This is a genomic window from Mesorhizobium sp. M1307 (assembly GCF_040318155.1).
In the GTDB taxonomy this organism is placed as follows: Bacteria; Pseudomonadota; Alphaproteobacteria; order Rhizobiales; family Rhizobiaceae; genus Mesorhizobium.
This window is the reverse complement of sequence record NZ_JAMYLR010000013.1, coordinates 17,441-30,130: the sequence shown is the minus strand read 5'-3', so window position 1 is coordinate 30,130 and position 12,690 is coordinate 17,441. Positions and strand designations below refer to the sequence as shown.

Here is a 12,690-nt window from a genome sequence, read left to right as displayed (position 1 = left end):
TTCCTCAGTTTTGTTTGATTTCCGAACCCTTCATGACAATGTCACCGGACGCTTTGGCGAATATCTTGCCGCTGCCGGTTATTGTTATGTCCTTTCCTTTGATGCCGATCGTTCCATCCTTCTTCATTATAATGGAGGCGTCGCCGCATTTGATCGTGATCTCGTCTCCGGCGTCTATGACCAGCTTCTTCCCGACACCAATCGAGCCGTCTTCGGCAATGGTAATCCCGCTGCCCTTTGCTATCTTGAGCGTGTGGGCTCCGCCGATATCGGTGATATCATCCGCGGCTACCTTGGCTGTCCGAGCCTTGCCGATCTCTGTTGATTGCCCACCGCCGATGTTGACGCTCTGGTTGCCAGTTATGTCGATGCCCTGGTTGGCTCCGATCTTCCAACTGTCGGAAGCGCCGATGTCGTGACTTTGGCCGAGACCCACACTGACCGACCGTGTCGCCCCGATAGTGTTCATCTGCACCGCCCCGACGGTTCGGGTCTCGGCGGCGCCGACCGAATCGATACGAGCCGCGCCAACAGTGATTGTTTGAACTAATCCTACGGTCTGCGAATGGTTGGCATCGATATTCTCGGTCGAATTCGCCACAACGTGAATCGTCTCGTTCGATCCGACCGTCAGCGACCTGTTCACCCCCACCGTCTCGGTATCGTTGTTGCCAATATCCGTGGTCTGGTCGACGCCCACCTTGACCGTCTTGTTGTTGCCGACGTCCTCGTCGAGGTTGTGGCCGACGGAGTGCTTGGCGTCGTGGTCGATGCGGTCGGACTGGTCGTGCTGCACAAGCTTGGTGCGGTCGTTCTTGATCAGAAGGTTGTGGTCCTTCTGCGCCTGGAAATTGACCAGTTCGGAGCCGGCCTTGTCCTCGAACATCAGCTCGTTGTAGCCGCCGCCGCCTTTCGACGAGTCGGATTTCCAGCCGGATTGCGTGGCGCTGCCCGGCAGTCCGTAGGGCGGCATCTGCGAGGCGTTGTAGACCCGGCCGGTGATGATCGGCAGATCCGGGTCGCCTTCGATGAAGTCGACGATCACCTCCTGGCCGATGCGCGGGATCTGGATGAAACCCCAGCCGCTGCCGGCCCAGGTCTGCGAGACCCGCACGAAGCAGGAGCTGTTCTGGTCCTTCTTGCCGAGACGGTCCCAGTGGAACTGCACCTTCACCCGTGCATATTTGTCGGTGAATATTTCCTCGCCGGACGGGCCGACCACCGTCGCCGTCTGCGGGCCGCGCATGATCGGCCGTGTCGTGACCCGCGGCGGGCGATAGGCCAAGGCGGTCGGCGCCACGCCGAGGATCACCTTGAAGTTTTCGCTTTCGACATCGGCAAGGGCTCTGTAGCCCGGATCGAACAGCCTGTATTCGGCGCTGACCACCAGATACTCCTGGTTCTGGTCTTCGCGCGGAAAACCGTCCAGCTTGAACGTGCAGCCGGAATACAGGCCGCGCACGGTGCCGACTGCAGCAATGCGCTGGTGCACCGCCTGGATTTCCTCGCGCCGGATTGCCGCCAGGCTGTCGCCGCGGCCTACTTCGAGATGCGCGCCGGGCTGACGGTAATTTTCACCCGTAGCCAGCTTATGACTGAACGGCTGGGCGGATTTGGCCATCAGGTCAGCGCCCGGCTTCTTGAAATCATAGTCGGTATGGACATAGGCGCCCGGCCGCACGGAGCTGCCCGGAATCCATTCGGTAATGTATTCGACATCGCGCCGGGAGCCCTGCCCCTCAAAGTGGTACGGCACTTTTTCATAGCCCGGCGCCGGCTTGAGCTTGTTCATGGCATCGGCGAGCACAAGCGTGTGCTTGCCCTCACCATGCTCGAAGAAATACAAGATGCCCTCGTGCTCGAGCAGCCGCTGCACGAAGTCGAGATCGGTCTCATCATATTGCACGCAATATTCGCGCGGCGGATAGGAACCTTGCAGGCGTTTCTCGAATTTTGCCGTGCTATATTTCGAGAAAACCTCTTCGACGATTTCGATGACGCTCATGTTCTGGAAAATACGGCAGTCGGTAGTATTGCCGAGAAACCAGAGCCATGGCCTGACGACTGCTTCGTAATAGGCCAGTCGATCCTCGATCCGGGTGAGGCGAAACTCCGACACGATGCCGCTGAACCAGCGCTGGGGGTCGGCTTCACCTTCGATCGAGACGGGGCCACCCAGCATCTCCAGCGGATCGATATCGTGGCTGGGGCTCACGAACCCGACCGTATAGGCCAGACAACGACTGATCTCATCGCGCCCGACGAGATGTGTAAAGGTCAACAGTTCAGCGCCAACTGGCGTTTGCACAACCGTGGCACGTTGTTCACTTGGCATGGGTCGTGCCCCTCCTCGGCCTGGCGGCCAGCCCAGTGGATTTGAAGATCCTAATCAGGAACTCGAAATCACATCAAACCCTGATGGTTGCCAGTCCATTTCGAGCGTACCACATGTTTGTTGTGCAGGCCAAAGCTGACCACGAATAGGACCGACTGGGATGCGAATATTGGGATTAGCCACGCTAAAAACATGGAGTATCCTGTCGGCAAGGCCGCCAGCGATCACACAGGCGATTTCGCATGTTAATCAGTCTGCAGATCAGCAACGTTGATGCCCTGCCCGCTGGCGTGTCGCCCGGCTACAGATCGCGTAATCGCAGCTTCAAAATCGGGCGCGAACATTGCGACTGGATCTTGCCCGACCCTGACAAGTTCATCTCCGGCCGGCATTGCCAGATCCGATACGAGGCAGGCGCGTTTTGGCTGCACGACATTTCGCGCAATGGCACTTTCATCAATGGATCGAGCCAACGCATCACCGGTCCGCGCCGGCTAGACCACGGCGACAGGCTCCTGGTCGGCCGCTATGTCATCCTTGTATCGATTGACGACGAGCACGCAACGCCAGGTCATCCGGAGGCTGACCGAGGTTCGACGCAACGACACATGCCGGTCGCGGCCGATCGGCTGCCCGATTCCGGAGGCGAGCCTTTTTTCAGTTCGGCAGAGCGATGGCTCGGGCAAGCGCCGCCATCGACATCGTCGCCGCCTGCAACCTTGCCTTCGACGACAGACGAGGTGCTGCGGGAAATTGCAATCGCCGCAGGCATTTCGCCGGAATTGTTCCAGTTGCGTGATCCGCATGAAGTCGCTGCCGAAATCGGCGCGGTGCTGCGCACGGTGGTCGAGCAACTGGCCATGCTGCTGAAGGCACGTGCGGCTGCAAAGACATTAACCAAGAGCCCACACCGGACGATGATAAGCTCCGCTGAAAACAATCCTCTCAAATTTGTCCCAGGCACCGACGACATACTCGAAATCATGTTCGCGCGGCGCAGGGCCGGCTATCTCGATGCCAGGCACAGCATCGAGGACGCATTCCGCGATCTCAAGGCGCACGAATTTGCCACCTATGCCGCTATGCAAGCAGCGCTCTCGCGACTGCTTGATGACCTTTCGCCGGAGGCGATCGGTAAAAAGCTCCCGCCGACATCGTTTACCTCGAAGAAGGCCCAAGCATGGGACGCGTTTGTCGGGACGTGGAGGAGCATGGAGGAACCACACGAAAACGGCATGCTTGATATATTCTTGGCCTATTTTGGCGAAGCGTATGCAAAAGCTGACAAGCAAAAATAGACCGGCCCAACAGACTGCGGCGCTTTAGCAGACGAAGAAAAACGCATCGGCGCGCCGCATCATGTTCCAATCGACAACATCTGGGACTACGATCACATACGACAGTTCGCCAAGCGGGTAAGCCTGATTGACCTGGGGGTCTGCGGCAAATGTCACATTGCGGCGCCATTGTTTCTTGTAGCTCCGGACCGCCTTGCCGGAAGGACCATTGCCTGCCCTATCCAGCCAGGAAAGATCTGGCGCCTCTCGCACGCGAGCGCGGACACTGCACGGCAGCGGCATATCGGCGATGAGCTCGAAGGACGATCCTTTCGGCCCGGTCCGCAAGACCGTCATCCGCACCAATCCACGACGCGGGCAGAATGCGAAACCAGCCGCAAACGAACCGATTGCGAAGACCGTCGCGCCCCCGCATGTCAAGGAATCGACAGTTTTCGATCCTGACATAGGTCGGCATATGCCGCCGGACTGGAGATCCGGAACCATTCTTTATCAGGGAGCATCGTCCGGTACAGCGGTCAGAGCCGAGGCGGCCGGGTCAAGGCCGAGCATTCAGCAGGAGGTGCTGCTCGGCGCCGCAGACACGGTAAAATATTCGACGGCAAATCCGATCCTCGCTGGGTCAGCACCGTTGCTCGTCCTGTTCGGGCATCTCAGGCTCGTGCCGGTCGAAAGACAGGCGGCGCCATTGGCCGAACATATCGCCGAGGCGATGGAGAGGTTCGACTGGATGCTGGAGAAGTCAGGGGTTGCCGAAGAGGATGCGCGGATCGCGAAGTTTGCCCTTTGCGAAACGGCCGACGATCTTGTCGGCAACCTGCCTTGGGCCGGCGAGGACACCTGGGCACAGCACAGTATGCTGTCGCGGTTCTTTCACATCGAGCCCACCGGCGGCGGCTTTTACGAAGCACTGAACCAGGTGCTGGCCAATCCTGAGCCACACTTAGACCTGCTCGAGCTGATGCATGTCTGCCTATCCCTGGGATTTGAGGGCCAGTATCGTGGCCTGGCGCGCGACGATACCAGTCTCGAACCTGTGCGGCGCGACGTCTACGAGACGCTTCGCTACTTCAGGGCCCGCGCCGGAGAGGACATCTCCCCCCGCTGGCAAGGCATGGCCGCTATGATGGTGCCGTCTTCGACCCGCCTGCCGCTCTGGGGAGTTGCTGCAGCGGCGTCAGCCCTGGTGACGGCCGCGTTTTTCACGTTGCGGGCGTTCATGACCGATGAAGGCGATGCTGCAGCCAGACAATTGCTGGCGCTCAATCCCTCGACGACTGTGACGATCGAGCGCGCCAGTGTGGTACCCCCACTCGCCAAACCGGTGACAGCCGCCTCGCCTGCCGTGACCGGCCAGATCGACCGCATCCGCTCAGCACTGTCCACGCAAGTCGAGCTCGGCGGGATGACCATCGGCACAAAAGGCGACTTCATCGTAGTGGAGATCAACAATCAATTGTTGTTTCAGCCGGGGAAGACCGAAGTGAAGCCCGACTTTCTGCCCCTGGCCACACAGATTGCCGCAGCCCTTGAGCACGAGCCAGGGCCAATCACGATCGTTGGCCACACGGATAATGTGAAACCACGGAAATCAAGCACGTTCAAATCGAATTTTGACCTTTCGGTCGCCCGCGCGAAGGCTGTTGAGACAATGATCGCCGCGAAGCTTAGCGATCCCTCGCGAGTAACCGCCGAGGGCAAGGGCGAAGATGAGCCAATTGCCGACAATGCGACGTCCGAGGGCCGCGCCAAGAACCGCCGTGTCGACGTGATGATCCTCAAGGAGGAAACGCTGTGAACACCGCCGGTGGGAAACGCCAATGATGCGTTGGCTGCCGCGGATATTCAGCACGGCCGCGTTGGCCGGTTTTGCGGCGGCGATCTGGTTTGCTGGACCTTTGATCCGCTTCGCCGATATCCGGCCGCTGGGACCTGTCTGGTTGCGTGCGACAATCATCGGCACGATCATGGCGACCGCGGCCCTCGTTTACGGAGTGCGCGCTTGGCATGTGAGAAAGGCGCAAAAAGCGCTCGAGACGGTCATTGTCCGCAACGACGGGCGCAATGACGATTCACCGGTGCTCGAGGCGCGCATGAGTGAGGCCATCGCAACACTCAAGCGGTCGAGCGGCAAGCGCAATTTCCTTTACGACATTCCCTGGTACATCGTCATTGGCCCGCCGGGCGCCGGCAAGACGACGGCACTGGTCAATTCGGGTCTGAATTTTCCGCTTGCCGGTTCAGGACACGCCCAGCCGGTGGCCGGTGTTGGCGGCACCCGCTCCTGCGACTGGTGGTTTACCGAAAAGGCTGTGCTGATCGACACGGCGGGACGCTACACCACGCAGGATTCCAATGCTGGAAGCGACAGCAAGAGCTGGCTTGCGTTTTTGTCACTGCTCAAAAAACACCGCACCAGACAACCGATCAACGGGGTTATCCTGGCCATCAGCCTTGCCGATCTCATCAGCCTCGATGACCAGCAGCTTGACGCCCATGTCGTTGAAATGCGCAGTCGCCTGAGGGAGATCCACGAGACGCTGAAAATCCAGTTTCCGGTGTACCTGCTGTTCACCAAGGCCGATCTTGTTGCCGGCTTCATGGATTATTTCGGCAGTTTCGAGGAGCCGCGCAGGCGCAAGGTCTGGGGCGCGACATTCCAGACCACGGACCGCAACAAGAACATGGCCGGTGAGGCTTCGGCCGAATTCGATGCACTGGCGATCCGCTTGGCGGACGAGATGCCTGATCGCCTGCAGGAAGAGCCTGACCCGGTCTCGCGCATATCGATCTTTGGCTTTCCGGCCCAGTTTTACGCGCTCAAGGGCCGAATTGCCAATTTCGTGACCAGCCTGTTCGATCCGGTCCGTAGCCAAGTGAACGTCAGCTTGCGTGGGCTCTACTTCTCGTCGGGGACCCAAGAGGGAACGCCGATCGATCAAGTGTTGGGCGCAATCGGCCGCAGTTTCGGCAACAATTCCCGCCCCCACCTGTCCGGGACCGGCAAGAGCTTCTTTTTGCACGATCTCCTGACTGATGTCATTTTCGCCGAATCCGGATGGGTTTCCTATAACCGAGCGAGCGAGAGGCGGGCAGCGGCCCTCAGATATGGCGGCTTTGGCATCATAGCCTTGATCACTGCAGCGGCCCTTGGCGCGCTCGGGATGAGCTTCATGGCCAACCGCTCGCTGATTGCCTCCACGACGCAGGCCACGAGCCAATATCGCGAGACAGCCGACGCTCTGCTCAAAAGCACGACGGTCACCGATGTCGACCTTGAAAACGTCATCGGGCCGCTCGACCAGTTGCGCAACATGCCGGCCGGTTTTGAAACCAGTGACTTACCGACCCCGATCGAGGAAACGATCGGCCTTAGCCAGCGGGAAAGGCTTCTTTCGGCATCGACAACGGCCTACCGGCAAGCACTGGAACGAATGTTGCGGTCGCGTCTGCTTGTGCAGGCGGAGCGGACCGTCCAGGCGACGACGGCTGAGCCCGCCGCGCTCTACGAACCGCTCAAGATCTACCTGATGCTCGGCGGCAAGGCACCCAAGGTCGATGACGCATTGATCATCTCCTGGATGAAGCAGGATTGGGAACAGAACCGGTATCCAGGCGAGAGCAACCGCGAAGGACGTGCGCAGCTCGAAAAGCACCTGCGCGCCATGCTTGCGTTGGACGATGCCTATGATCCGGTTTTCGAACTCAACCAGCCGCTTGTGGAAGCCGCCCAACGTTCACTCGGGCGCATGAGCCTTACCGATCGTGCGTCCGCATTGATCAAGTCGGCGGTGTACGCGGCTGCGCTGGACGATTTTTCTGTTTCGCAAAAAGGCGGGCCGGAAGCGCAGCTTGTGTTCGAGCGCGTCGATGGCGGCGATCTGTCGAAGCTTCGTATTCCCGGTCTCTACACCCATGCCGGATTCAACAGCTTTTATCTCGGACAGCTTTCGCGCATTGCGCAGACGCTCGTCGACGACCAGTGGGTCCTGGGCGGTGGCGGCGAGCAAGGCGGCATCGATCAGGAGTTGCTCCAGCTCGGCCCCGAACTTCTCGATCGATACGGCAAGGAGTTCGCAGCCGCGTGGAACAGCGTTCTCGATGGTTTGAAATTCAAAGCCATGCTGAACGACAAGCCGCACTATGTCGCGCTTTCCGCCGTTGCCGCACCAAGCTCGCCGATCGAACAGCTTTTTACCGCGATTGCCGAGGAAACAGCCCTGGCGCGCGACCCTGTCTCCGGCGAAGACTCGGGCACTGGGGTGATAGCCGGCACCCTCATGCGCCAGTATCAGGATGTCGCGGACATGGCCAAGGGCCTGGCTCGCATCGGCATTCAAATTAGCTCCGCAAAGTCGCAAAGCCGTGCCGGTACGGGGTCCGCGAAATTTCAAAGCCAGAGCCCTGGGGCAAACATCGAAGCGCAGTTCAGGTCCTTCCAGGCTCTGGTAAGCGGGCCTTTTGGACACCGACCCATCGATGCGCTGACCCAGAATTTTCGCGACATCCACCAGAGTCTGCAACTGGCAACCGAGGTCCCCTTGCAGACGGAACGTGTCAACGCCAACCTGCAGCTGCAGATAGCCACCCTTCGCGCCAATGCATCGCGTCTGCCCAAGCAACTCGGCAGAATGGTCAACGCAACTGCAAACGAATTTGAGGGCAACGCGGCTGAAATTTCCTTGACGAATTTGAACGAGATGCTCGGCCAGGCCGTCACGCAGCCCTGCGAGGAGGCGGTCAACGGCCGCTACCCCTTCGCCGGCGATGGTACCCAGGATGTTGCGATGGCGGACTTCGCCAAGTTGTTCTCTCCAGGCGGCCTGATGGACCGGTTCTTCGCACAAAACCTTGCTTCCTTGATCGACATGAGCGGCCAGGACTGGAGCTGGAAACGGGATGCGCGCTTTGGACGCGACCTGTCGAAGTCGACGCTGAAAAACTTTCAGCTGGCTGCTGAAATCCGCGGCGCATTTTTCCCGTCGGGTGGGTCAATGCCGTCGGTCAACCTGACCTTTACCCCGTTCTCGCTGAACGGTGATGCAGATACTGCGGTGCTCGACGTCGATGGCCAGATCGTCCAGAGCAATCAGGCGGGTAACACGCCAAGCACTGTGTCCTGGCCGAGCGGTGCGGCCTCGGCATCCGCCAGTCTGAGACTGATGCCGGAAATGCCGGGCCGCGAATCCGCTATCAGCTTCGAAGGGCCGTGGTCGCTCAAGAGGTTGCTGGACAAGGCGACGATCACCAGCAAAGACGGCACTGTTGAGGCGCGCTTCGTAATCGGCGGACGCGACGTCAGCTACACGATCCAGACCGGTTCCGGACCCAGTCCCTTCTTACTTCCCGCACTTTCCGCATTCAGCTGCCCGAAGGCGTTTTGAGAGGATTTGAGCCTCACCTGGTGCAACTAGGGCGCCAAAGCTGGCTGCGATCCCGCGTCACGGGCTCAAAGCTAAATTTCGATACTTTAATATTCCAGCCTGTGGCAAAGTGGCAGCAGCGAGCGCCTGAAGATGCGCCGCAGAGGACGCTTTGAGAAGCGCTTGGTGGCAAGGTGAGCGATGTCGCCCTTTCCTTTGAAAGCTTCGGCGTGAGCCACAATGGCTGTGTCCGTGAGCACAATGAAGACAACTATCTAGTCGAGCCACGAACCGGCCTGTGGGTGGTGGCCGACGGAATGGGTGGACATGAAGCCGGAGAGGTCGCTTCAGCCAGCATTGTCGATCATCTGGCCACGATCGGCATTGCTAGTTCCGCGCCGGATCTTCGTGCGCGCTTCGAAGACAGGCTGAGCCGCGCCAACGCCGACATCCGCAGGATCTCCGAATCTCGCGGCATAACCATCGGCTCCACCGTTGCCGCCCTGTTGGCGATGGATGGGCGATTTGCCTGCCTGTGGGCGGGCGACAGCCGGGTTTATCTGGTCCGTAATGCCTCGATCTCGCAGATCTCGAGGGACCACACCGAAGTTCAGGAACTTCTCGATCGCGGCATGATCAGCGCAGCCGAGGCGCTCACCTGGCCGCGCCGCAATGTCATCACGCATGCGGTCGGCGTCAGCGACGAAATCGTCATCGATTTCCAGCAAGGCGAAATTATGCCGGGAGACATCTTCGTGTTGTGCACAGATGGGCTGACGGCGCATTTGACCGACGCCGAAATCGGGGCCGTGGTGGTGTCTGCGACCCCTCAGGCGGCTTGCGAAAATCTGCTGCAAATGGTGCTGGCGCGGGGCGGAACAGACAATGTCACCATTGTGCTGGTGAAGTTCGCAAACGGGCACAACGGACACCCCCCCTACCCTGATCTGTCCAGAGCGGAGGGTTGAGGCTGATGAGCGCCGACGACAAGACGCGAATATCGCCGCAGCTGGCCAATACCGCGGTCGGCACGCAACTCAGCGGCATCTACGAACTTGACGAGCGGATCGCATTCGGTGGCATGGGCGAGGTCTACCGTGGCCACAACATCCAGACTGGCGACCACGTCGCGATCAAGATCGTCCTGCCCGAATTTGCCCGCGACCCGACGATCTTGTCCTTGTTCCGCAAGGAAGCGTCAATCCTCAATCACCTGTCGCATGATGCGGTCGTGCGATATCACGTCTTCACCATCGATCCAGGCATCGGCCGTCCCTACCTTGCCATGGAATTTGTCGACGGCGAGTCGCTGTACGACATCATGCGACGTGGCCCGATGCCGACTGAAGAGGTACGCAAGCTCTGCCATCGCCTCACGTCGGGTCTGAGCGCCGTGCATCAAGCGGGAGCAATTCACCGCGACCTCTCGCCCGATAACATCATCTTGCCAGGGGGTAGAGTCGACCACGCCAAGATCATCGATTTCGGTATTGCGCGATCGGCGACCGTCGGCGGGGAGACCCTGATCGGCGGAAAATTCGCGGGAAAGTACAACTACGTTTCGCCCGAACAGCTGGGGCTGTACAGCGGCGACGTCAGCGAGCAATCCGACATCTACAGCCTGGGGCTGGTGCTGGTTGCCGCTCTGCGCGGGAAGCCGATCGACATGAGCGGGTCGCAATTCGAGATCATCGAAAAGCGCCGGACCGTGCCCGACCTGTCCGACATCGAGGACGATTTTCGTGGCATTCTTGAAGCCATGCTGCAGCCGGATCCGCGAGACCGCCCGGTGAGCATGGCGGAAATCGCCAGAATGACGCGTGACGAGGACGAAGGGACAACGCCACCAACGTTCGTCCCGACCCGCGATCGGCCGGGTTTGCCACGAGCGGGGCAAACACTTGCGCCTGAGTCCAAGGCCCAGCCTTCCTATGATTTGGGGCGTGACGCGCCTGCGACGGCAAGTTCAGGTGGGCAGCGCTTCGTCCCGCATGTCCGGCCTGCGCTGCTGTCCGAACCGCGGCGGCCTTCAGCAGTCGCCAGCCCGCCACGCGCGGTCGCACGTGGCAGGACTGGAAAGTCCACAAAGACCCGAATCATCGCGATTTCTGCCTTCGCGACGCTGGCTCTCGCCGCGGTTGCTGGCCTCTATGTCAGCGGTTTTATGACGCCTACCACGCCGAGCGCCGGCACGACATCGCTATCTGCCCCAGAACCATCAGAGCCCGCACCAGAGGCATCAAAGCCGGTCGCGACGGATAATGTTGCGAACGCTCCTAAGCCGCCAGAGCTAGCTCCACCCGCGCAGCCGCGAACGCAGACCACCGCATCGCCAACTAAAAATCAGGCAGAGGCGGCTGCGCCTCAAAAGCCGCAACCGCCAGAGTCGCCCAAGATACTCCCACAAACCGGGGAAGCCCCGAAGCCATCAGCTAGCGCAGCGCTGCCGCCGGCCGAAAACGTAGCGCCGGCAATTCAGCCCGATACCGCTGCCAACGCCAGCCCGACAACGCTTCCGCCGCCTGACAAGCTCGTTCCAGCTCCAACACCAGCCGAAAAAACGTCAACGCCGCAAGCGCCGCGGCCCGACGTCGCCGAAAGCCAAAAGCCGCAGCCGGCAGAGCCCGCCAAGATCCCCCTGCAAGCCAGGGAAACACCGAAATCGTCAGCAAGCGCGGCACAGCCGCCGGCCGAAAAAATGTCGCCGGCAGTTCAGCCCGACATCGCGGCCGGCGACAGCCCGAAGACGCCTCCCCCGCTTGGCAAGATCGCTCCAATCGCTCCACCAGCCGAAAAAGCTTTAACGCCGCCAGCCCCCAAGCCCGATGTCGCGGTGAGCCAAAAGTCTGAACGACAGGCAAACCAGCCGGCGGAGGCGAAATCGGCCGCGCCCTTTCCCGAGCCGGCTGCAGGCCAGGCAGATGCGATGAGCGCAAAGGGCCAGCAGGCCGACCAGCCGGCCAGACAGCCAGACCAGGCCACGGTCACCTTGAACGTACCCAAGCCGGAAGTTCCTCCGGTCATTGACGACGTAGCGCAACGGGTCTCGTGGGTTCGCGACTTCAGCGGCGGCGACTGTTTCTATGCGGCCGTCACGTCGATAACCGACAAGAGGGCGGACATCGAAGGATTTGGGACGGCGGTTCAGCCATTCGAACGAATGTTGACTGATTTCCAGGCAAAGTTCCACGTTGAGCCGGACATAAGCGTGCGCCTCATCGAGCCGCCCCAGTGCGAAGTCACCAACTTCCTGCGCTTTCTGGGCCAGACTGCAGTCGTCAAGCCGCAGCTGGTTCTCGATCGAACATCGGTGCCGAACGGTACGCCGATCAGCGGCACGCTGGTGACGCATGGCGGGCTCATTTCCAGCGTGCTGTTGATCGACCACAAAGGCATGATGTTCAACCTCGACGACCGTATGGTCGTACAATCGGACAAGGCCACCTTCAGCATCCCGATCGGCCTCGGCGCCGCCGACAGGGCTGCAGGCAAGGCCGTGCCGCAGATCATTATGGTGATCACCGGCCCCCAGGACATTCAGGCGGCTGCGTTCTCTACGCCAATCCCAGCCTCGCAGCTGTTGCCCAAAATTCTCGAAGAAATCGAGACCAACGGATCTCAGTTCTCGGCCAGTGCCAAATATTTCCGGCTCGGCGGGTAGCATGGCCGCCCGATGGAACGCCACCGCTCGCCT

At 60.3% G+C, this 12,690-nt stretch carries 7 protein-coding genes; 5 read left to right on the top strand and 2 right to left on the bottom strand.

The window, feature by feature from the left end:
• Positions 1-4: 4 nt before the first annotated feature.
• Complete coding sequence (locus NKH16_RS16980) at positions 5-2,335, bottom strand: type VI secretion system Vgr family protein (protein WP_352900564.1); 2,331 nt, start codon at positions 2,333-2,335, stop codon at positions 5-7.
• Positions 2,336-2,577: 242 nt separating this feature from the next.
• Here NKH16_RS16980 and tagH point away from each other — a divergent pair, with 242 nt between their 5' ends.
• On the top strand, positions 2,578-3,633 hold the full coding sequence (gene tagH, locus NKH16_RS16975; RefSeq protein ID WP_352900560.1) for a type VI secretion system-associated FHA domain protein TagH: 1,056 nt from the start codon (positions 2,578-2,580) through the stop codon (positions 3,631-3,633).
• 24 nt (positions 3,634-3,657) lie between these two features.
• On the opposite strand, the gene NKH16_RS16970 is transcribed toward tagH, so the two are convergent.
• On the bottom strand, positions 3,658-3,960 hold the full coding sequence (locus tag NKH16_RS16970; protein WP_352852202.1) for a hypothetical protein: 303 nt from the start codon (positions 3,958-3,960) through the stop codon (positions 3,658-3,660).
• Between NKH16_RS16970 and tssL the strand changes: the two genes are divergently transcribed.
• The 4 genes from tssL to NKH16_RS16950 all read left to right on the top strand — a co-directional run bounded on the left by tssL (position 3,923) and on the right by NKH16_RS16950 (position 12,657).
• Positions 3,923-5,431 carry a type VI secretion system protein TssL, long form gene (tssL, locus tag NKH16_RS16965; protein WP_352900557.1) on the top strand — a complete coding sequence of 503 codons (1,509 nt, stop codon included), beginning with the start codon at positions 3,923-3,925 and terminating at the stop codon, positions 5,429-5,431. The genes NKH16_RS16970 and tssL overlap by 38 nt on opposite strands.
• A gap of 22 nt (positions 5,432-5,453) precedes the next feature.
• Positions 5,454-9,017 (top strand): type VI secretion system membrane subunit TssM, encoded by a 3,564-nt coding sequence (gene tssM, locus NKH16_RS16960; RefSeq protein ID WP_352900555.1) that lies wholly within the window; start codon positions 5,454-5,456, stop codon positions 9,015-9,017.
• 173 nt (positions 9,018-9,190) lie between these two features.
• The gene (locus NKH16_RS16955) at positions 9,191-9,964 is read left to right on the top strand and encodes a PP2C family protein-serine/threonine phosphatase (protein WP_352725110.1); all 774 of its coding nucleotides are present in this window, start codon (positions 9,191-9,193) and stop codon (positions 9,962-9,964) included.
• Positions 9,965-9,969: 5 nt separating this feature from the next.
• Positions 9,970-12,657 (top strand): serine/threonine-protein kinase, encoded by a 2,688-nt coding sequence (locus NKH16_RS16950; protein ID WP_352900552.1) that lies wholly within the window; start codon positions 9,970-9,972, stop codon positions 12,655-12,657.
• The last annotated feature ends 33 nt before the right edge of the window (positions 12,658-12,690 follow it).

What these genes read in the sequence shown, in the direction of transcription:
- NKH16_RS16980 (WP_352900564.1), bottom strand. Translation starts at nt 2,335, where the DNA reads ATGCCAAGTGAACAACGTGCCACGGTTGTGCAAACGCCAGTTGGCGCT.
- tagH (WP_352900560.1), top strand. Translation starts at nt 2,578, where the DNA reads ATGTTAATCAGTCTGCAGATCAGCAACGTTGATGCCCTGCCCGCTGGC.
- tssL (WP_352900557.1), top strand. Translation starts at nt 3,923, where the DNA reads ATGAGCTCGAAGGACGATCCTTTCGGCCCGGTCCGCAAGACCGTCATC.
- tssM (WP_352900555.1), top strand. Translation starts at nt 5,454, where the DNA reads ATGATGCGTTGGCTGCCGCGGATATTCAGCACGGCCGCGTTGGCCGGT.
- NKH16_RS16950 (WP_352900552.1), top strand. Translation starts at nt 9,970, where the DNA reads ATGAGCGCCGACGACAAGACGCGAATATCGCCGCAGCTGGCCAATACC.